This is a genomic window from Pseudarthrobacter phenanthrenivorans (assembly GCF_000813845.1).
Taxonomy (GTDB): Bacteria; Actinomycetota; Actinomycetes; order Actinomycetales; family Micrococcaceae; genus Arthrobacter; species Arthrobacter phenanthrenivorans_B.
Genome location: NZ_JWTB01000008.1, coordinates 1 through 19561 on the forward strand (window position 1 = coordinate 1; position 19561 = coordinate 19561).

The 19561-nt window shown below is 63.4% G+C and carries 26 protein-coding genes and 1 pseudogene; 17 read left to right on the plus strand and 10 right to left on the minus strand.

Annotation, left to right across the window (positions count from 1 at the left end):
• The 4 genes from RM50_RS04175 to RM50_RS04190 form a co-directional block, all read left to right on the plus strand.
• The coding region (locus RM50_RS04175) for a hypothetical protein (protein WP_043450362.1) at window positions 1-621 on the plus strand (621 nt) is incomplete at its 5' end.
• A gap of 227 nt (window positions 622-848) precedes the next feature.
• Complete coding sequence (locus RM50_RS04180) at window positions 849-1388, plus strand: hypothetical protein (RefSeq protein WP_043450363.1); 540 nt, start codon at window positions 849-851, stop codon at window positions 1386-1388.
• Between the two features lie 90 nt (window positions 1389-1478).
• Window positions 1479-1916 (plus strand): Clp protease N-terminal domain-containing protein, encoded by a 438-nt coding sequence (locus tag RM50_RS04185; RefSeq protein WP_043450365.1) that lies wholly within the window; start codon window positions 1479-1481, stop codon window positions 1914-1916.
• A 43-nt stretch (window positions 1917-1959) separates the two neighbouring features.
• Window positions 1960-2436, plus strand: coding sequence for a hypothetical protein (locus tag RM50_RS04190; protein WP_052259949.1), 477 nt, complete (start codon window positions 1960-1962; stop codon window positions 2434-2436).
• 47 nt (window positions 2437-2483) lie between these two features.
• Here the strand turns inward: RM50_RS04190 and RM50_RS04195 are convergent, their stop codons facing one another.
• Window positions 2484-2867 carry a hypothetical protein gene (locus RM50_RS04195; RefSeq protein ID WP_043450366.1) on the minus strand — a complete coding sequence of 128 codons (384 nt, stop codon included), beginning with the start codon at window positions 2865-2867 and terminating at the stop codon, window positions 2484-2486.
• A 156-nt stretch (window positions 2868-3023) separates the two neighbouring features.
• Here RM50_RS04195 and RM50_RS04200 point away from each other — a divergent pair, with 156 nt between their 5' ends.
• The 4 genes from RM50_RS04200 (at window position 3024) to RM50_RS04215 (ending at window position 4966) form a co-directional block, all read left to right on the plus strand.
• Window positions 3024-3629 carry a hypothetical protein gene (locus RM50_RS04200; RefSeq protein WP_043450368.1) on the plus strand — a complete coding sequence of 202 codons (606 nt, stop codon included), beginning with the start codon at window positions 3024-3026 and terminating at the stop codon, window positions 3627-3629.
• A gap of 99 nt (window positions 3630-3728) precedes the next feature.
• The gene (locus RM50_RS04205) at window positions 3729-4127 is read left to right on the plus strand and encodes a hypothetical protein (protein ID WP_043450369.1); all 399 of its coding nucleotides are present in this window, start codon (window positions 3729-3731) and stop codon (window positions 4125-4127) included.
• A 169-nt stretch (window positions 4128-4296) separates the two neighbouring features.
• On the plus strand, window positions 4297-4581 hold the full coding sequence (locus RM50_RS04210) for a hypothetical protein (RefSeq protein WP_043450370.1): 285 nt from the start codon (window positions 4297-4299) through the stop codon (window positions 4579-4581).
• A gap of 91 nt (window positions 4582-4672) precedes the next feature.
• A complete protein-coding gene (locus RM50_RS04215) occupies window positions 4673-4966 on the plus strand; it encodes a nucleotidyltransferase family protein (RefSeq protein ID WP_043450371.1) in 294 nt (97 codons plus the stop codon).
• 72 nt (window positions 4967-5038) lie between these two features.
• Here RM50_RS04215 and RM50_RS04220 read toward each other — a convergent pair whose 3' ends face one another.
• Both RM50_RS04220 and RM50_RS04225 read right to left on the minus strand, forming a co-directional pair.
• Window positions 5039-6538, minus strand: coding sequence for a hypothetical protein (locus RM50_RS04220; RefSeq protein ID WP_167562154.1), 1500 nt, complete (start codon window positions 6536-6538; stop codon window positions 5039-5041).
• A gap of 4 nt (window positions 6539-6542) precedes the next feature.
• Window positions 6543-6878 carry a hypothetical protein gene (locus tag RM50_RS04225; RefSeq protein WP_043450375.1) on the minus strand — a complete coding sequence of 112 codons (336 nt, stop codon included), beginning with the start codon at window positions 6876-6878 and terminating at the stop codon, window positions 6543-6545.
• Window positions 6879-7019: 141 nt separating this feature from the next.
• Between RM50_RS04225 and RM50_RS21040 the strand changes: the two are divergent.
• Window positions 7020-7124, plus strand: a pseudogene (locus RM50_RS21040) (tRNA (adenine-N1)-methyltransferase); the annotation flags it as partial.
• Window positions 7125-7676: 552 nt separating this feature from the next.
• Complete coding sequence (locus RM50_RS20595) at window positions 7677-7880, plus strand: hypothetical protein (protein WP_156133824.1); 204 nt, start codon at window positions 7677-7679, stop codon at window positions 7878-7880.
• Between the two features lie 514 nt (window positions 7881-8394).
• On the opposite strand, the gene RM50_RS04230 is transcribed toward RM50_RS20595, so the two are convergent.
• The gene (locus RM50_RS04230) at window positions 8395-9984 is read right to left on the minus strand and encodes a hypothetical protein (RefSeq protein WP_043450377.1); all 1590 of its coding nucleotides are present in this window, start codon (window positions 9982-9984) and stop codon (window positions 8395-8397) included.
• A gap of 559 nt (window positions 9985-10543) precedes the next feature.
• Between RM50_RS04230 and RM50_RS04235 the strand changes: the two genes are divergently transcribed.
• Entirely contained in the window at window positions 10544-10819 is a 276-nt protein-coding gene (locus RM50_RS04235; protein WP_052259950.1) for a hypothetical protein, read from the plus strand.
• 267 nt (window positions 10820-11086) lie between these two features.
• Window positions 11087-11608, plus strand: a complete 522-nt coding sequence (locus RM50_RS04240; protein ID WP_043450380.1) for a hypothetical protein — start codon at window positions 11087-11089, stop codon at window positions 11606-11608.
• Between the two features lie 19 nt (window positions 11609-11627).
• Here the strand turns inward: RM50_RS04240 and RM50_RS04245 are convergent, their stop codons facing one another.
• Window positions 11628-12008 carry a hypothetical protein gene (locus tag RM50_RS04245; RefSeq protein WP_156133825.1) on the minus strand — a complete coding sequence of 127 codons (381 nt, stop codon included), beginning with the start codon at window positions 12006-12008 and terminating at the stop codon, window positions 11628-11630.
• Between the two features lie 681 nt (window positions 12009-12689).
• On the opposite strand from RM50_RS04245, the gene RM50_RS20600 reads away from it, so the two are divergent.
• Genes RM50_RS20600 through RM50_RS04260 form a run of 3 tightly spaced genes read left to right on the plus strand, consistent with a single transcriptional unit; the run spans window position 12690 to window position 13789 of the window.
• On the plus strand, window positions 12690-12860 hold the full coding sequence (locus tag RM50_RS20600) for a hypothetical protein (RefSeq protein WP_156133826.1): 171 nt from the start codon (window positions 12690-12692) through the stop codon (window positions 12858-12860).
• A complete protein-coding gene (locus RM50_RS04255; RefSeq protein ID WP_052259952.1) occupies window positions 12857-13345 on the plus strand; it encodes a hypothetical protein in 489 nt (162 codons plus the stop codon). The genes RM50_RS20600 and RM50_RS04255 overlap by 4 nt, the downstream gene beginning before the upstream one ends.
• 6 nt (window positions 13346-13351) lie before the next feature.
• On the plus strand, window positions 13352-13789 hold the full coding sequence (locus tag RM50_RS04260) for a hypothetical protein (RefSeq protein WP_043450383.1): 438 nt from the start codon (window positions 13352-13354) through the stop codon (window positions 13787-13789).
• A gap of 24 nt (window positions 13790-13813) precedes the next feature.
• Here the strand turns inward: RM50_RS04260 and RM50_RS20970 are convergent, their stop codons facing one another.
• The 3 genes from RM50_RS20970 to RM50_RS20310 all read right to left on the minus strand — a co-directional run bounded on the left by RM50_RS20970 (window position 13814) and on the right by RM50_RS20310 (window position 15772).
• Window positions 13814-14026, minus strand: a complete 213-nt coding sequence (locus RM50_RS20970; protein ID WP_205622222.1) for a ParB family protein — start codon at window positions 14024-14026, stop codon at window positions 13814-13816.
• 155 nt (window positions 14027-14181) lie between these two features.
• On the minus strand, window positions 14182-15096 hold the full coding sequence (locus RM50_RS04270; RefSeq protein ID WP_082006966.1) for a ParA family protein: 915 nt from the start codon (window positions 15094-15096) through the stop codon (window positions 14182-14184).
• Window positions 15097-15619: 523 nt separating this feature from the next.
• Window positions 15620-15772, minus strand: a complete 153-nt coding sequence (locus tag RM50_RS20310) for an SHOCT domain-containing protein (protein ID WP_240471861.1) — start codon at window positions 15770-15772, stop codon at window positions 15620-15622.
• Between the two features lie 415 nt (window positions 15773-16187).
• Here RM50_RS20310 and RM50_RS04275 point away from each other — a divergent pair, with 415 nt between their 5' ends.
• Complete coding sequence (locus RM50_RS04275) at window positions 16188-16610, plus strand: hypothetical protein (RefSeq protein WP_156133827.1); 423 nt, start codon at window positions 16188-16190, stop codon at window positions 16608-16610.
• Window positions 16611-16717: 107 nt separating this feature from the next.
• Window positions 16718-17275, plus strand: coding sequence for a hypothetical protein (locus RM50_RS04280; protein WP_052259954.1), 558 nt, complete (start codon window positions 16718-16720; stop codon window positions 17273-17275).
• Between the two features lie 40 nt (window positions 17276-17315).
• Here RM50_RS04280 and RM50_RS04285 read toward each other — a convergent pair whose 3' ends face one another.
• Both RM50_RS04285 and RM50_RS04290 read right to left on the minus strand, forming a co-directional pair.
• The gene (locus tag RM50_RS04285; protein WP_240471863.1) at window positions 17316-19160 is read right to left on the minus strand and encodes a MarR family transcriptional regulator; all 1845 of its coding nucleotides are present in this window, start codon (window positions 19158-19160) and stop codon (window positions 17316-17318) included.
• A gap of 169 nt (window positions 19161-19329) precedes the next feature.
• The gene (locus RM50_RS04290; protein WP_043450386.1) at window positions 19330-19560 is read right to left on the minus strand and encodes a hypothetical protein; all 231 of its coding nucleotides are present in this window, start codon (window positions 19558-19560) and stop codon (window positions 19330-19332) included.
• Window position 19561 lies beyond the last annotated feature (1 nt).

Sequence of the window (19561 nt, forward strand, 5' to 3'; positions counted from 1 at the left end):
GAACTGCACAGTCGGCCCCACCTGAAGAAGGCCCAGCTGGCAGTCGTGGAGCGGGCTCACCGGGCAGATGCCGCAGAGGATTCTATGTCCCCCACAACGGCGGACGATCCGGCGGTCGCACTGCTCTCCGGCAAGCCCTGGGTCAGCACCGCCGAGGTGGGGCAGCTCCTGGGTGTGGCGCCGGCCGTCGTGAACGCCCACCACGCTGCAGGGAAGCTGCCTTTCACCCTGGAACCCGATCCGGAATCGAAGCGCGGAGGCCGCCGGGCACCATCCCTGGAGGTTGCACGCTACCTGGCTGCACAGCAGCCTTCCTGGCCAACGGCAGAAGAGTTCTCGGCAGTGCCCTCGCTGGGCCTGGGAGAGGTCAAACAGGCCTTGGGCGACGAGAGCCCGGCCGGCGCAAACGACGGCGTTACAGAGGCGTTCCTGGCCTCCAGGGAGACCATTTCCCTGGCCGACTATGCGCTCATGCTCGGCATCGCACCGGACACCCTCAAGCGCCGCGTCCAGCGAGGACAGGTCGAGACGGTTGAGGCTCCTGAAGCCACCGGGACGCAGCGGAAGCTCAAGCGGATCCGGTCCGACTACGCACGAGCCCAGCTGCACTCCGGCGGATAGGCACTGCACTGCCGGGCACGGTTTCCTCGTCCCCTCAAGCGCTTCGCCTGGAGTAGACACCAACACGTATATGTGGGAGAATTATTAATGTAAGCAAGGAACACAAATCGAGTTCTAGGCCAGCATTTCACTCGCCAGAGAGTGCGGGGCACCTGCCCTGATTGCCGCCCGACAGGCGTCCCGCATTCTCCCCAGCCAGCCAGTACGAACAACCGCAGGAGACCGGCATGAACCAGACATGGCACGAAAAGCCCAACTTCATACTGCAGCAGGCCCTGATCACTCCTGGCTCAGGCGTCACCGGAACGGTCCACTTCCGTAACGGGTCCAGCATGGACCTGAACCGGTTCGACCTGCGCGACGCGAACTTCAACGCACTTACGGATGAAGCCCGGGCGGCGTTCCGCGCGGAGAAGCTTCAGGAGGCGCTTGCCAGCGTGCCGGCCGACGACACCCGCCAGGTCACTGTCGGGCTTGACATCCACGACGATGACTTCCGAGAGCTTGAGACGATCAGCATCCAGGAGGCCGCGGCGCTGACCTACTTCCTGGAATACCACCGCGACTACGACTACGCCCGGGCCGCCGGCGTCCGGGTGGAGGACTTCGGCCCATTGAGCTTCGACCAGATGAACGAATGCGACATAAACACTGCGCCTCACGACGGGCTTTCTACCGCGGCAGCGGGGATCCTGGATGAACTGCGGTACTTCCTGGATTGCTACCGGGATAACGACAAGTGCTTCATCCAGTACCGCATCCACTGACCCCACCATCGTGAGAGTGCGGGATCCTGCCTTGATTGGAGCCTGGCAGGCGCCCGCACCCTCCTCCCCAGTGACCCAGAGAGAAGCACCATGATCCCGCCTCTCGGTGAGGCCGTTTCCGCGTCCCTCATACTCGCCCGCGCAGAAGCCGGCCGCCACGGCCACCCATCCGCCGCGACCGAACACCTGCTACTCGCCCTGGCCACTATTGCCGGGCCTGAACTTTCCGACATCCTGGGAGCCCTGGGAACCAGCTGTGAGGCTCTCCGAGCTGCGGTCCGGACCGTCATCACCCCGGGAAAGCCGTCACGCGAACCGGTGCAGCGCCTCACCCCCCGGACAAAAGTTGCACTGGACCTGGCCGTGAGCTTCGCCGACCGACGCAGGGCCCACCGAATCGGTGCTGAGCATCTGCTCTACGGACTTACCGCCGAACGTGAAGGCCTGGCCGCCCAGGTCCTGCTAAGCCTGGGCATCACCGCAGCGACGGTCGACCGGCTGCTTCCTGCATTGGAGCCCGCGGCGTAGGGCGCATGCCCCCTGGCAACAGCGCACCTGACACACTGGTTTTATGAGCACCAGCCCCTCAACGCCGAACCGGCAGGCCCTGTGTTTCACTGAGGCGCTCAGTTCCTTCAAGGACATTCTGGACACCGCCGACCGTGGCGGCCTGACCGTCGTGCAGCGGGGCACCGGGTCTGCCTCGATAGTGAACACCGAGCGGCTCCTGCAGCACCTGGTCCGCAACACCCCGGCCAATGTGCAGGTGGTGAACGAGGGCGGAGCCTGGGCCATGTTCATTCCCAGCCTGCCGATCGCCGGCGAGGGCACAACCCTGAGCGAAGCAACAGCCGACCTGCTCGAGGCCCTTCGTGAGTACGCAGAGGACTGGGAAGACCATCTTCACGCCGCCTCGAACCACGCAGGGAACTGGGCGTTGGTCCAGATCATCGACGCTTCCACTGACGAGCAGCTGACCCTCTGGCTGACTGAAGGACGCCCAACCACATATGAGTGTCCCCCTAGTCCGAGAATCTCCCAGGCATAGAAAGGGCCCAGTCCGCTAAGGCAGACCGGGCCCTTGGTGGTGGTGAGTCAGGCAGCAGACTCTGCGGGAGGAGGGTTCTTGCGCGGCCGGCCGACACTGCCTGCCGACGCTTCGACGGCGGGGCGCATCTTCTCGATGTCGCTCACCCGCCAAACGGGGCCGCCATGGAGATAGCCGACTGGGTCAGGCATCGCTGCAAGGATCCCCGTGGGGCTCTTGCCAGCGCGCAGTACGCCGAGAAGTTTTGCCAGCCAGGTGGAGAGCCGCTTACCAAGCAGCCGGTAGTCCGGCTCGCCATCCTCAGAGTCCTGCGCCTCGTTCGGCGGCACGCTCCTCAGGCCCAGCAGCTTTGCGGCGCCGGCGGTGTCCACCAGCCCGCCGACCGGGGCCGTTGAGTCCCGCAGGGCTTCGATTTTTGCAAGTCTGTCCATACCTAAATTGTAGCAGTTGGCTACTTAAGGAGCACAACGAATAGGTAGCCAAGTGTTACCTTACTGTTATCAATTGACGCCTCACAAGGTAGCGATCGGCTACCTTTATTGTTAGAATTAAGGGGTACCGCAGGAACAGCAGGAAGAGGATCGAACATGTCAGCAGTAACCGCCGCCAAGGCCACCCCCTCCTTCGCCGCCGTGGACGACCTGGGCTGGAACCGCCTCCACGACCTGGCCTTTGAGTCAAAGAACCGCCGACTCCTGGGCCACGTTGTCCTTGCTGAGAACGCCGACAGCCGCGTCGTCGCTGAGGTCGTGAGTCGGGCCATCTCCAACGGCTGGGACGACGTCCTGGAATCAGCCGTCACGTCGCGGCACACGATCCTGCGTGACCACGCGGCCATCCTGCGTTGCGGCAAGACCTTCACGGAAGAGGTCTACCAGGGCATCCTGCGCGCAACTGACAGCCCGGCGATCCTGGCCATGCTACGCGATGCTCCCTACGACTCCGTGAAGGAGGGCGTCGTGGCCAAGCGGATCGGCATCGTTAAAGACACCATCAAAGCTGCGGGTGACAACCCTGACGCCTACCCCTTTAATGACGGCGACGAGCACGAGGTCATCTCCCAGGCCGTCACCATCGCCCTCGCACTGGACCGCCACGACCTGCTGGCCGGACTGGTCGCCACCGGCTGCACCGGTGAACTCACCGCTGACCGCATCGCAATGAACAACATCACTCTCCCGCAGCCTGCCTGACCATCACCACCCGTGCTGCCCGGGATCGTCCCGGGCAGCATACAGACCCAGTGACACCGACTTCTAACAATCAGCAGGACAACAGAGAGCGAGACCCCCATGAACATCGTCACCGAAGCCCGCGTCGCCCAGGTCGTCGAGCAGATCGAGATCGTGTACACCCAGTCGGGCACAAACTGGGACTACCTTTGGGCTGCCGCCGAGCGCGAGCAGGACGCCTACGGCATCAACCGCGGAGCCGGCGACGATGAGGAAGGCACCTACGAGAAGCGCCAGGTGTGGGTCGACGCGCACGCTAATCTCGCAGAAGACATCGCACTGGCCATGGAGGTCTTTGGCATCGAGGCCGGCGGGTGCCGCGACTACGGCGTCTACTCCATCGGCAACGAAGACATCTACGCCGACAACGAGCACTCCGGAATCCGCAGCATGCGCTCAATCCTGGGTCAGTGCGAGTACGCAATCCGTGAAGCATTGGAGGCCGCCGCCGCAGAGTAGCCAACCCAAAACTTCCCCGCCCATGCAGGGTAAAGCCCGCCCAGGAAAGCCCGGGCGGGCTTTTCTATGTCCCTCACTCCAAGCGAGAACTTTCCATAAAAGGGTAGCGCTAAGCTACCTTTATTGATAGACTTACGGTGTACCGGAAGAACAAACGAAGGAGCACACCATGGCCGTAGTAGTCGAAATCCCCGCCCGGGCAGCAATCCGCCGGGCACAGGTCCTGCGGGTTCGCGCACAGGTTGCCGGCACCTCGATCCTGGCGCACACCGCGACGAATGACATCGCCGAAGCCATCGAAACCCTCGCCGGCAGCACTGACGAAATCAGCATCAAGGCAGCAGCAGACCAGCTCTGGGAAATGACCGAAGCAGAGCGCATCGAAGCGCTCAGCATGGAGGAAGACGACCCGAAGTCTTACCTGGCAGCCCTGTACAGCCCGGCTGCAGCCTAGCCGCAACGGAGGACGGTCGCTGCAGCCCCAAACGGAGTGCTGTGGCGGCCGTCTTTCATTTGCCGTCCGCGACAATGGGGATGTGAATTCGATGAGGGGACGGCCTTCTGAAATCCTCGCCGAGCACCGCCAAGAGGTCATTGAGACAGCTCGCCGCCACAGGGCGCACAACGTCCGTGTCTTCGGATCGGCCGCACGCGGCGAAGATACCGGGGATTCAGACCTGGACCTGCTTATTGACCTAGAACCCGGGGCGACCCTGTTCGACCTCTCGGAGCTCCGGCTCGACCTGGTTGAGCTCCTCGGGGTAGAGGTGGACGTCATCCCGGCAGGCGCCGAAGGGTCTGTCATGGCCCGCATCCTGAGCGAAGCAATCCCTCTCTAAGGGCCGGGACCTCCCAGGAACCGGGAGGCCCGTACCGGCGAGCGGTACGGGGCCTCCCGTTTTAGTGTCCCTCTAGTGCTCCTCACCCTTCCTGCCGCTGGCCGTCGCCAGGACGCCCAGTACGAAGGCCCGCATGTGCAGGTCTTTCTTGTGGCCATGAAGCCCGATCTGGCCGCCGAGGGCGCCACCGAAGAGCGACTGGACGCCGGTAGCGAGGACCTCGGTCGCACCGGTGACGTATGGATCGCGGCCCGTGTACGGGGAGGCAAAGTGGTCCGGACGCACCATGGATCCGGACCACTCAACGAGCTGTTCCCGAGTTCCATCGAAAAGCCGCGTCCGCGCCTCGAGGAACTCATTCTCCATGTCCGTAATGGATGCCACCTGCTCCTCGTACCGGTGGGCCAGCTCGTGGATCGCGACGTCATCCATCGCTCCCGCACCTTCGATCGCCGGCGGCCTGTAGTTACCGATCGCGATGCCGGAGGCGGCCTTGTACACCTTGCGTGCTACCAGCTCTGGCCGGCGCATGTGGCGCTCCCCGGTGACCGGGTGGATCCACTCCTGGTACTCCCCGGCAAGTGCCGGAGGGATCTGCGTCCCGGGCTGGGCAACTTCCCAGCGTTCTGACCGGTACCTGACAAGGCCGCCTTCCGTGACCTCACCTGTTGGCACCCACTCTCCATACGGGTTCGGCTCAGGGGTACGCTCCGGCGGCCAGTCCATCGTCATCACCTTGTGGGAGAGAACAGTCGTAACCCCTTCACCGAAGGCCCTGTACCGCCCCCGGCCCTCGACGACGTACGCGTAGATCTTCAGCCCTTCGTTGGAGGTCTGCGTCCACTCCGTGGGGTAGTACTGGGCTCCCCTCTGAACGGCCGCGGCGGCCTCCGGCCGGCTGTCCCCATCCAGTTCTAGCGTCCCTCCCATGGGTCGGATTTCTGCAAGGGCGGCCTGATAGCCGTCGCGGAGCTTGCGCAGATCGCTCCGGCTCGCAGCGTCGGTGCCGTTCCAGGCTGAGTTCAAGGTCTGACGGAGACGCTCGTGCTCGGCGTACTGTGCCTCCGGGCTCTCACCGAGCTTGATCCGCGCTACCAGGATCGCCGGGAATGCGTCGTATGCGGCCTGTGCCTGTTCAACGCGCTTCTCCCAGGCTTCACAAACCTCGGCCGCAGTAATACCGGCGAGCTCTTCGCTCCGCTCGGCAACGGCGTAGCCGGCTGCCACTGCAGCCAGCATGTCCGAGCCGTAGAGCTCCCGCAGGGTAGCCCTGGCCTGCTCCCTGCATTCCCTGCCCTTTTCGTACTCCACGACCGCCCAGGTGTCTTCCGGATCCGGTTGGGGAGCCCCCCAGTTGGCTGTGCGCAGGATGCCCCTGAGCTCGCTGTTGCTGGGCAGGGTTATTTCCTTGTCCCCCTCGGTCAGGTTCATCTCGACCTGGTCCACTTCGGGCGGGGAGTCGTGGCCAATGCCACGGGCTCGCCGGATGCCACCCCAGGCGCGCTGGGATCCGGAGCGGTGGACCGGATTGTTGCACTTGCCGTTGCAACGCCCCGGTTTCGGCTCTGACAATGAGTTACACATCGTGCACCTCCGGCTCCTCGGAACTCAGGCCCGACTCGGGGAACTGAAGTACCGCACGAACCCCGTCCGGCGCCTCGATCAGCTGCGTCCGCCCGGGATTCCCCTGGCACAGTGCCGCTGTCGCACCGACTGGCGTGCTGAGGTCGCACTTCACCCAGACGCCCATGAGGCAGTACTCCTGACCGCGCTCTGCAGCCGCATGCGCGTTCCTCGCTATGTGGGAATCAACAGGGCGGATCAGTCCGAAGCACCACGAACCAATTTCGCCGCTATCGAGGTCTCTGACGGTCACCACCGGACCGGTGGGGTGCTTGAGGGGTCTTGCCATGCAGGGGCTCTCCGTTCTGCGGGCCGTTTTCACTCCGGCCCGCGGCGGTGTCGGACGGTTTATCAAATGCGTTTCTAGTGTACCGTATATACATTTTGAGTAATAGCGTCCCTTGGGGCGCCCACCGAGAACGAGGGCCCCGTCGTCTACCCCAAGGACGCCGGCCAGATCGTCACCATGCCAGACATCTTTTCCGAAGGACGCGTGATGGAGGCCGGCCTCGACCTCGGTAGCCCCTCCATCTCCCCTGCTGCGCTGCCGACATCGCATGCGGAGCGTGAAGCCAACCCCTGCGCACCTGAAAAGGCTTTGGAGGGCAACTCCGTCGTGGTGTTCTTCGATGAAGGGACTCGCGTCCTTATAGGCAGGCGAGTAGCACTTGCTGCCCAGTGGTCCCGACAGGTGCTACCCAAACTGGCCAGGCGCACTCCTGAAAAACAGGCGTCGCGCAGACGTAGTGTCCCCTTCTCGGCAAGATGCCCGGCTCCCCTGGATTTGGTGGACATCTTGAGCGTGGACGCCCGGGAGTGCCCCATACCTGCCCACGTGCCCTTGACCACGGCCAAGACCACCATGGCGTGGACCAATCACCCCCGGAACACAGGGGATCGGACCACCCCGAGGTTACGAACTAGTCCACTTTTCGGGAGTCTCCATCCCTACCCGCCATCTTGGGTCTAACGTCGTAAGTAGAAGGTGGCCAGCAAAAAAAATGGCCCGCGGTGTTCGAGCACCGCGGGCCGTTGCACCTTCGAATCGATAACAGGGTGAACCGTCACGAGGAAGGGCTACAACACTATGACTGTACAACGGGCACAACCACCGAGCGCCACGGCTCGGAAAGAAATCCTGTACTACGTCATGACACTGGGGGCGATCTCGGCAGTCGGGATCGCCTCCGGGTTCCTGTTCACACCGATGGTGGGCGTGGCGGTGTTCGTCGCACTCGGCAATCTGCTGCTGCCTAAGCCGGCGCCGTTCTGGCGGCGGTACCGTCGTTGATCCACGACAGGAGGTAGCCCCGCCGACTGGTAGCCGGCGGGGCTACCTCCTTACCGAGCTCCGAGCGTACTGCACTTCCGCAGGAGTGGCGTCCCCTTGGGTCGTGTGTCCTGACTGCATGCAGGGCTTCGCGGGAAGCGCTCCGCCATCCACTTTGGGCAACAAAAAGGCCGCCAGGACAAGGCGGCCCTGGCGGCCTTTTGTGGGCACATCTTCTGCAAAAGAGCGGTGCCCGTTTCTACCAGCTCGCCAGGTTCAAACAGATGCCTGGCCTTTGTGGGCACATCTTTCGCGACAAGAGCGGTGCCCGGTTTGCCTTGCTCAATAACTCCTCAGAAGAAAGGACTCATTGTTTTGACGGCACGTAGACCGCCGTCGAAAGCATACGACACTTTTGGTGTCCCCTTGGGCCGCCCGGAACTGGCATGTTCAATGGGCTTAAACAGAGCTGGTGCCGCAGCCACCATCAGGCAGCCACAGCACCAGCATCGTGTTGTGCGAGATTGGTGTCCCCTTATGCCGCTAGGGCGACGTCCTTGAGGATCAGGGCAGCCATTTGGCCGGCCTTGTCCCTCTCGTAACCGCGGCTCCGGAAGCGCGCCTTCAGCTCCGCTTCGAAGGCATTCCGCTCACCGACCTGCATCGCCTTGCCCTGCATTGCGCCGGTGACGCCCCTCAGCCACGCGGTCTTTACTGCCGGGTCGTCGGTCGCCAGCGGCACGGTCTCGGCCGCACCGAGCAGCGGCCGGGCATTGGCCATAACCTTCTCGGCTACCAGGGTTATAGCGTCCCCCTGGTAGCTCCGCTTCTTGAGCCGCTTCTTGAGCTCGCGGGTCAGTGCATTCCGGCGGTCCTTTGTCATCGGCGGCACCTTGGCTATAGCGTTCGAGGCACCTGCGACCCACGTGTTCAACCGGTCCGCCGAGCTGCCCGCAGCCGGGATGGAAGCCACCTCACCGAAGAGCCGGTCCATCGCAGGCCCGGCATCAACACGCAGCTTGCGGACCCTGGCGATCTCGTCTGTACGGGCCTTGGCGTTGTCCTTGTAGGCGGCGCTGGCGGCGGCCGCAGCCTCATACGCCCCGGTCGCTTTTGCCCAGGTCTTCAAGACCTCGGCGAGCTGACCTGGGAGGTCACTTTCTGCAGCACTGGTGTCCCCTTGTGCTGACCCGATCAGACGGTCCAAACCAGCCTCGGCCATGAGCCGGTTCAGGGCCGGAATGGACCGCTTCGGGAGACCCAGCTGGACCGGGTCAACGCCGGCCGCCCGAGCCAGGGTCAAGAGCCAGGTTTTGGCCCCCAGGGGCGCCTCGCCGTAGGTCCACGCCGGGTGGTTCACGGACCGGGTCACAGCGGCCCCCAGGAGATCCCTTTGACTCGCTTCATTCTCCTGTTCGGCCAGGGCACCAATGGCCTCGTAGAGACCCGGTTCAACAACCCCCTCGCCATTGTCTTTGAGCCTCTGAACGAGAGCCCTCTGGTCAGGGTTCAAGTAGCCGCTGATCTTGAACCGGCGGGGCTGGCCCGGGCGCAGGCCGGCACTGGGTTCATGGATCCAGCCAAGCTCCAACAAATCGTTCAGCGCAGCCTTTGCCGTCGGCCATGAAGAACCGAGCCGGAGCGCGAGCCAAGGGTATGAAACGCGGATGGTGTTCCACCCCTTCTCACCGTTGATCGACTTGAGCTGCTCCACGCAGACAATCGCGAGTGCCGTCCGCGCCCGGATCTGCCGGGCCGGCGACAGGGCCACACCGTCAGCGCCGGCCACTACCGGAGCGAGGATCCGGCCCAGGGTGAGCCGTGCCGTTTTGCCGGCGTTTTTCCGCCGCCCCGCAGGGGAGGAAGAAAGAGCCGCACGGCGGCAGGAAGCGAGGAGCTGACGGAATGCGAGGCGGTCAGTAAGCACGGAGGAAAGACCGGGCCGCTTAGCAGTCTGCCTTTTCAGGAAGCCGATCAGTTCGCTGTCGCTCAGTCCAAGCGAGTAGGCACGCACGGCGATTCTCCGGGCGAAATCCCGAGGGCCGACGGTCGAGACGGGAAGAGACGCAGCAAGCATGCGCAGCTCTTCGATCGAGGCTGGAGTCATGGTAAGTATCGCAGGCATGACAATATCTTATACCCACTATGCGCTGGAGCGTAGCGACAAGCGCTATAGGTGAGGCTATAAAGATTGCGCATTGGAGATGCCGAGGCTTTTGCTTATCCAGGCGAGACGGCAAGCCGCAGAGGGAGAAGACGTTGCCAGGGCAAGGCGGGCAAGGATCTTCAACGGAGTCGAGGCCCGAAGGACCGAGGGTGCTTTTGAGCCAAGGGCAGCAGCAGGGCAGGGCAACGGATCGGTTGCATTCGTTTAGCAGTCTTTGCGTTTACTGGCCGGTGGCCTGGGTGTTGGCGTTACGGCGAACGCCGTCTCCGGGCTTCGCCCTACGAAGGCTTATCGGAACGCCGAGCAGGCTGGAAGTAGCCAGAGCGATGACCTATCCGTTGTGGAAGGCTGCTTGATGACCATTTAGCTTCTCTTCTTGTTGACCTCTTAGGTTCCCTGTTCGTTGACCTGTTCGTTTCTCTTCTTGGTTCCCGTTCTGTTCTCTTCCGCCGCCCCTCGATTTTTCGGCCACTCCCCCGCCTAGACTCATTCGGGTACCCACCGAGAGGACCATCCAATGCATCCCTGCGTCGCCGTCGTCCAGAAGAACGAGCAGCCCGAGGACGAAGCGCTCTACTCTCAGGAGCTCGTGATCCTCGAGGGCAAAGAGCTGCACGTCGTGAAGTACACCCCCGATTCCATTGCCTTCGATTTTCCTCAACTGACCGCCGTGGCCCGGTCCATCGGGTGGCAGGTCATCACCGACTGGGAGGTCTTGGACGGACGGGCATTCGCAGTCGTGGAGAGGGCCATTTCTGACCCTGCTGAACCGGCTCATTCTGAACCTGTCTAACCGGCTCATCCGGGCCGGTTCTGACCCTGCTCGGACCGGCTCACCGAAGCTCGATTGGACCGGCTCAGGTCGGCTCTTCTGGACCGTTCGCGAACCGGTCCAGAGCGGTTCTTTCTGACCCTGCTGGGACCGGCTCAGAACGGGGTCATCGGGACTGGCTCAAGCAGGCTCATACTGGCCTGACCGGGCATCCCTGGACCGGCTCAGAACGGGGCCCGAATAGGATCTAGGAGCGGGTCATCCCGGGCCGCGGAAAGGGGCAAAACGATGACCCGTACGTTCGTGATTCTCGACCTGGACGGCAGCGTCTTCCCGCTGCCACACCGCAAGGTCACTCCGACACCTGACCGGGTCACCACGACTGTGGCCGTTCCGCCGCGGGCCCCGGTGACTGTGACGTTCCGGCCGGCAGTGGTCGAGGCCATCACCCGGTGGGCTGCATCCGCCGACGTTCAGTGGCTGACCTCGTGGGGTCGTAAGACCCAGTGGCTCGACCAGGTCGGCCTGCCCACCCTGCCCGTCCTGTACGACCCTGAGCCAGGCGAGGTCTTCTTCTGGGGACGCTCACGTCTCTCCTGGAAGAAGCCGCAGGTGGCGGAGCTCATGGGGCGGCAGTCGGCGCCGTTCAGGGTGGTCTGGATCGACGATGACTCCTTCTCGCCGGCCTACGGGGACGAGCTGCGGGCGGCCCATCCCCTGCTGGAGGATCTCCTGCTGATTCAGCCGGATTGCTACGAAGGCCTTACTGATGAGGACCTTCTGCGGGTTGAGAAGTCCCTCGCAGGATAGTCATTACAGTTCCTGCGGCTCATCCGTCGTAGGACTCTTCCAGCAGTGCTTTTGCCGCTGCCGCTGTCTCCTGGAAACGGTCCTCACGGATGGCCTTGAGTGGCGAATCGTAGCCAAGGCGGGGGTTGATAGAGGTGGCCCAGGCCTGGGTCACCTTCGTTCCCATGGCGCTTTCAATTTCATGCAGGACGTCATGGGCAAAGCGAAGTCTCTGCTGGACTGCCTGGCTAGGGCCAGGCTCGAGTTCAGCGCGGGCCCACTTATGGACCTGTCCGGACTCCTTCAAACCGGCCAAGGATGCCACAAGCTTTGAGGTGAGGACATCGCAGAGTTCAGCGACCACCGCGGAGGTCTCCATGAAGACGGATAGGGCCTGCGGCCCGTCTGGTGCACTCGACACTTCCATCGCCCTCCTTCAAAGTCCCAGCATAGATCTCTGTGGAGATCGGCTCCTTGCTACCACACCGCCTCAAAAGTGATCCCGGCAGCGGCGAGCAGCTGGTCGGGGTCTTCGAGATGATCCATTGGACGGTCCTGGGCTGCGAACATGCTGCTGGCGCCGATCATCCAGTAGCAGACGTCCCAAGACGGAATCCCGTTGCGCCTCGCCAGTGCCAGGAGCGCGGGGATGGCCGCGGACGGCCGCCCCGTTGAACCGGTATCTGGGGAACTTGGTTATACCCTCGTGCTGCACTGCAAGCAGCTCTCCGGATTCGACCAGCTGCTCGACGTGTGCGGGGTCCGGGTGCTGCGGATCAAGGAGCTCTGCCACCTCTTGGAGTCCCAGTGTGTCCCTGGCGACTTCGGACCGCCAACGCTCCTGGGCAGCGACCGAGCGTTCATGGACAGCATCATGGTCAAACACCGCAGGATCCTTTCCGTCGTCGCTTCAGGTGCCACCCAGCCTACGACCAGCGAGGGCTGTGTGAGCCGCTCTAAGCCCCTTTCCCAGCCTCGGACGGCGGAGAGTGCCCGGGAGGCCCTGATAGGCGCTCAGCGGGGCATGCACCCCCTCTTGGAGGGAACTCCCTGAGATCTGGAGTGCTACCAACGCAGCATTTACCCTGCGAGAATTCCCCCTATGGCAACCTCTCCAGAGAGCGACGCGGTCGACCGCAGACGTGAGACCGCGGCGTTGCTTTCCGACCACGATCTCTTGGCGTCGGTCAAGGAGGGACTCGACCAGCTGAAGGGCGGCGAAGCCTTCTGGGCAGAAGAAGTTCGCCTTGCCATGCGAGAGGCCAGGACATGAGTGAAAATTCGGCGATCGTTCGGTCGTTTCAGGCCGCCGAGCGGGAATTTTGGGACAGGAATGCCGGAATCAAGGCCAACCAGTCGAGCATTTCCCAGGCCGCTGTGGGCGACAGGACAGCACGGGCTCTGATGGAAGACCAGGCGCTCGGGACCGAAGCGGTGGCAGAGCTTCTCGGGCGGCAGGAATCAAGCGTCCGCCAGGACATGACCGACCTAAAGCTTTATGCCTACGAGCAGGGCGGCAGAGCGCAGCTCCCGGCATGGCAATTCACCCAGGGCGGGGCGCCCATCCCCGGACTCGACAGGGTCCTTGCTGTCCTGCCCGCGGATCTGCATCCGCAGTCGGTTGCCGGATTCTTCCTAACCCCGCAGCCGGATCTCGTCCTGAAGGGCATACCCCGCTCAGCTAAAGAGTGGCTGGAAAGCGGTGGTCCAGTCGAACCAGTCCTGCAACTCGCCAGCGGACTCCGAGCTGGAATCTGATTAGCCGTGCGGGAATTCCGGGCAGTCGAGCACTCGACCCAATACACCCGCGCCCTGCAAGCCACCGAAAATGCCTGGCAGGAGATGGCGGCAGAGTTTGGGCTGCTCACAGACACCGAGGTCGCCGCAGCAGTTTCGGACGCGTCTGCCAGCGCCCACTTCGCTTCAGATGAGCGGGCCGCCGGCAGACTCCTGGCCGTCGAGCGACCCGAAGGCCTCCGGTACCCGGGCTTCCAGATAGACCGCAGCCGACGCATAATCCGCCCCGTCATCGAAGAGCTGCTGGCCATCGCAGGGGCTGCCGGCCGCAGTGAGGCCAGCCTCGCTCTGTGGTTGGCGGCAGCGGCAACTGGCTATCTGGATGGCGCCAGGCCAGTCGATCGGCTCGACAACCCGGTAGCTGTGGTGGAGGCAGCGTCCCAGGCATTCAACGTCGCGTGGTGAAGCGAGACGAGGTCGAGGGCCGCGTCAGTTGTCCTTCAGGCGGCGGCCGCCGGGCAAGTTCTCGCCCCAGGCGGGGTACATTTCGCCGCCATTGTGCTCTGCCTCGCGCCTGGCAGTTTCCGCCTCGATTGCCTTGGCGACGAAGTGGCTCCAGGTGTTGTCCCCCTCGGCGTAGCTCGTGGCACGGTATGCGGCACGGGCCCGGTTCCGAAGCTCCTCGGGCAGGGAGACAGTCATGCTCGCAAGCTTTGGCGACGCCTTGGGCTTGGCCTTCTTCGGCTCCTCGGGCCGCTTCCCTGGCAGCATACGAGCCAAGGGCGCTTCCTGGGCCGGTGCTGCAGCACGACGAGGGGGTAGACCGAGTGAGGGTCGGCCTGGTGTGGGTTCGGCGCTCACGCGTTGACCTCCTGAGATTCAGACAAAGCAATTCGGCGGGTAACTTCCATGGCGACGGCGTGCAGGTCCTCGGCGACACTCGAAGCGGACCTGGGGCCGACATGGCCGGCTTTCGCCTCTCCGCGGAGGACTTCCCACCACTTCGGGCCCTTGCTGAGCTCGCGCTCGAGTTCATGGGCGAGCAGACCACGCTCCCTGCAGGCCTGGGCGGTCGCCTCAGCGTGCCGCACGGTCATCGGGAAGAGCACTTCATCCGTGCCGAAATCGGCCGTCAGATGATCACGGGTGACCTTGTGGACCTGCTTGGAGTTCGTGCCGGTACCGACCAGGACGACACCGAGCAGCTCCAGCGTCGGGTTCAGCCCCACGACGCTGTCCATGCGAGCCGCGACGGCCGCGACACCCTTGCGGCTTGAGAGGTCGGTTTTCAGGGGAACCAGGGCGTAGCGGGCGGCGGCCACGGCGGCAGCCTGCAGCGGTTCGTTACCCGGCGGCGAATCGAGAAGTACTAGGTCGTACTCCCCCGCCACGCCTGCCAGCAGGTTTGCCAGGGCCAGATGGGCGGCGTCGCGATCCTTCTGCGCCTTAGCGCCCAGGAATGCCGCTGCATCGTCCAGATGGGCGCCGCCGGCGATGACGTCCAGGTTGGGACGGACGTCCTGCAGCCGGTCCGGTGTACCGCCGAAGCACAGCGAGGCGGCGAGGCTGCGGCCTGCGTCCCCCTGCTCGGCGTAGCCCAGGTCCTCGGCCAAGTTGCCCTGGGGGTCCAGGTCCACAAGCAGCACCCGCGATCCGCCCTCTGCCAGGAGTCCACCGACGTTGGCAACCAGCGAGGTCTTGAACACACCGCCCTTGCCGTTGATCACGGCGACGACCCGGCTAAGCGCACCGCGGTCGAGAGTTTCCTTCATTTGGGGTCCCTTTCACAAGTGCTTCCAGCGTAGCCAGCAACACCTGCGTTGCATTGGAAGCTGGCTTGCGTGTCTTCGCTGGTTTCACTTGTGAATACCGTGGAGACGGTAAAGCAACCTTTGCATTGTCCACATTCACCACATTTAGTCCTTGTGTTTACGGGGAATCATGTGAAGCCTTATTCACGGTCAACGCTTGCGAAGGTGGTTCGGCAAGTGACCGAAACGAAAACAGCTCCGCCGTCTTTACTTGTGAAACATGCGGACCAAGGCAAGCATGGAAAAACGTCTTCACATTGACCGCCGGGTTCACCGTCCTAAACTGCGAAAGCAGTAGAACAACTAAAGCCGGTGACGCCGTAAGCACTTTCTTCACTTGCAAGCGGAACCTCGCCGGCAGTGCTTAAACGCCCTGGGAGGAGGGGCGCGGGCGGGGTTGCACTCTAGTCGGTACGAGATCCAGGAACTCTCACCACAAACAGGAAAGGCCCCGGGGATTTCCGGGGCCTTTGTCGGGGATGTCCTAGCCGAGCAGTTTTGCCTTCTGTGCGGCGAATTCGTCCTCAGTGAGGACCCCTGCGTCACGGAGGCCGGCGAGTTTGGTCAGTTCGTCGGCGATTAGCCGGCTGTCGAGTGCCGCAGACGGTGGGGCCGCCGGAGTGGCCGCCAGCTCCACATTGGAACCGAAGTCGGGATGCGCCCGGAACCAGTCCTCGATCTTCTCCGCGACCCCATGGTTGACGCTGACGACGGCAGCTCGGTTCCGCGGCCAAGGATCCGCAGAGTCCGCTCCAGCGCCTTAGAACCCTTGCTGACGGAGAAGCCGGTTACATCGGCAATCCGGACCCGGAAGGCTTGCGTGAATTCGACAGGCTTCTTGTAGGACGCCGTGCCGTCACCGTTGTCGGTAATGGTGCCGTACCCGAAGCCGAGCTTGTGAGACGTTACTGCCATGATGCCCCTCTGTAGTTGTAGTTCTCACCGGATTTTGCCACGCTGCCGCGCCATAAGCCGCTCGCCACGGCGCTGCGTTCATCTCGGAAGTCGTCTCTTCCCTTGACCGGGAAAATCCGTCAAGTTAGCTTGACCGGATGGAAGATGATGCAAAGTCAGTGGAGCAGGCCCTTAGCCGCGGAGATGTCCACGAACTGCTCAGCGTGTGGGAGGACTTCAATCGCGGAGAGACGTGGCGGGAGGTCTCTGCCAACGGGGGAGACGAGGCACGGGCGGCCGCGTCACACTTCCTTACTGAGGTACGGGAAGTCGCCGCACTGGAGGCGCTACGCGCGAACGCAAAGGCCGTCGAACTGCTAACCGCCCGCCGCTGGTATGTCATCAAATCGGCACGCGAATCTGGCGCGACCTGGGCCCAGATCGGCGAAGCGCTAGGCGTTACGAAGCAAGCCGCACATGACTTCTACCGCCGCAAGATCGAAGAGCAGGAGAAGTACCTGCCCGACCTTCACGACGCGGCAGCTGCACGCGCCGTTCTGGACGACAACGGGGGAGAGTAGCTACTCTGCCTTGCTTTACCTTCTAAACATGCTTCGCAAGTGAAGAAAGCGAAAACGGCTGATGGGGTTCCCGCTCCAGTGAGATCGCCAGATTTACGCTGTAGCCCATGAACCTTCAGCAGGGAAACAGGCCGGTACTGACCCGACTTCGGGACCTGGTGCTAGACCCCGACCGGAACGTCAGATCCGAGCAGGAATTTGCCGCCTTCACGGCGCGCCCCGAGATCGCGGCCCTGCAGTGGCCGACCGAGGTACTCCGGCAGTGGCTTTGGGAGTTCGGCGACCGTCACGAACTGTTGGTCGACTATGACGCCGTCTCGCTGGACCGCGTGGACTGGTTCTTGGAAGAAGTTCCTGCCGCTGAATTCGACGCCATGCCCACCGGCGCCAGCGAAGCCGGCCTCATCGAAGGGTTCGCGGCCCAGCACCGCTACTGGCTGACTGCGAAATCTCGGTACAAGCCAAGCGTCAAGGCCGATTGGGAGGAACGCGGCACGTGGTCGGTTCCGCCTGTGCTGATCGACCGCTCCCTTCTCGACCCGCCAGGTGACGGCTTGCAGGTGATAGAGGGCAGGACAAGAGTCGCGATCCTGCGCGGACGCCAGCAAGACAGACTGACCACGGCAAACCGTCACCTGGCATGGGTCGGCAGGCCGATAGCCTAACGGTGACATGGGAACCGTGACGACGTCATTGCGCTGACCCTTACCCGGCCCTGCCGAACGCCATATCGGAGAGTGACCAGTCGTCGGGCGGTCCCTCGAACATTTCCCACGGATAGTCGTCGCCGGGGGAGAGGAGCTCGGCGACAGTGGTCACGTTCCTGGCGAGCCATTCCCGCCAGATGATGCGGTCGTTGCGGTACCGGTGAATCTGCGTCGCCACGGCCTCCAGGACTCCGAAATACTCGGCAAGCTGCGTCAGGGAAGTTCCTGCGACCACTGACCAGGAGCGGCCGGCGTCACGGGTGACCATGTTCCAGGCGGTGAGGATTTCCAGGGCTTCATGGACGGCGGAGCGGGAGAGCCTGGTCGCCCGGACGATCTCCATGGTGGACAGCCCGGGGGAGTGCTCGAGTGCTTCGTATACGAAGGCTGCCGGCAGTCCGAGTTCCCTGAAGACCGGGCGGAGAGCGTGGATCTTCCCTTTCTGCCAGGATGCGTCCTCGGCGGCGGTCTTCAGCTCTTCGGGGACGGTGAGCATGTACAGGTCACCCTTCGTTCCGCGGGCTTCTTCAACCAGGGTAACCAGGGGATCTTTCTCGCTACGCAGCTCGCGGAGATGAAGGCCAACGGTGGTGTGGTCGAGGCCGGTGGCAACGGCGATGGAGCGGACACCGAATTCGATGAAGCGTGATGCTGTCATGTGGGCTGCCTCCCCCAGGGCCCGCAACACCATCCTTCTGGCCATCCCTGTCCGAGATTGCTGATAGTTCACTTCCCTGATCCTCAGTGCATTGCGCCAGGTCCGGATGAACCGATGCTCTGCATCGGGATTCGAAATCTGGCTAGACACCTTTACCCCTGCCGCCTGTGTATTTGGCTGGCTTGTGGGGGATCTGCGGACATTGTTTTTTCCGTCCCCGTTGGCCGGGTTTTTGCTGAGGTACGAGAGTGCTTTCATCCAGTCCCTGCGCAGGGCCGGGAGCCGGTGCCGGGCGGCGTACCTTGCATAGAAGGAGGCCAAACCGGGCCAGGTTCCCTGGAGCATCCGGCGCTCAACATCAACCAGCTCGAGGCCGGCGGCCGCGGCGCCAACGATGACTGCCTGGCGGGCATCCGAGTCGGTGGCGTACCGGTTCGTGTCGTACATGCCTGTCTGCGCCAGCACCTGCATCGCACGGGACATCCGGCCAACAGGCTGGTCGATGACGGGTGCATCTGCGGCGGTCGGCGTGAAGGTTTCCTCCTGGCGGAGGGCGCGGACAGCCTTGATCTCGGCGGCCAGGTCAGCGGTCATGGCCGCCCAGACCGCGGCGCTGTTGGGCCGGCGGGCGATGTCGTAGGCCATGGAAAGGCTCATCGCCAGCTCCTGGTGACCGCCACGCTTGTGCGGTGAGCCGGGCGTGCGCATGCAGCCGTGGAGCAGGTTCTGGTGCGGGGTCTTGTCCAGGGTCCGGTACCGGGTGCCCAGCGCCTCGACAAGATCACGCGCTTCAGAGAAGGTGACCCGCTGCGCCAGCGGGACGTAGACGTGGCGGCCGCCGTTGGGGGAGTAGTCCTCGATCCAGCGGGCCCCGACCGAGTGCAGCCACGTCTGGACGGCTCTGACGTCGGCCTGGACCCAATCCTGCCCGGCTACCGAGGAGTCGAAGTCGAGGAAGATCGCGGCGCAGGTGCCGTCTTTGCCGAAGATCCGGACGGCCGCCGGCACGCTCGGAAGTACATCGGTGAGATTTCGTTCATGCTTCTGCGGATACGACTTACCGGCGTCCTTGGAAAGCCGCACACGCGGCTGACCTGCGAGAACAGGTGCGAGGGCAGCCCAGGCAGCCTGGGCAGTGGCATTTTTGACGTGCGGCACGCCGACAGCAAGGTCTGGCAGCCCGATCACGGGGTGCTGTACGATGAAGCTATTCCTTTCGGGAAGCCGATTTGGATGTGCGAATGGGACCTACCGCGGAGACGCGGAAGGTTTTGTTTGGTTAGATGTCTCGGTTGCCGGCAAGCTGTGGAGACATCAAGGCTTCGAAGGCCCGCCAAGTGCGGGCCTTCTTCTTTTAACCCGACATTTGCGCCGCCTTCTGCTGGTGGGCTTTGCCCAGGTCGGTCGAGTCGATGTATTCGGTCACAGTCATCGAGACCCAGTCACTCAAGTGCTCGAATCCCTCGGCCGTGGCTATTTCGCGTGCGAGGTCGGCTTTCTCGACCGGCAAGCGGAAACCAATAACCCGCCGTGCCCCTTTGGACTTACGGCCACGGCGCGTTGGAGTCGCTTCGTCAGCGGCCATG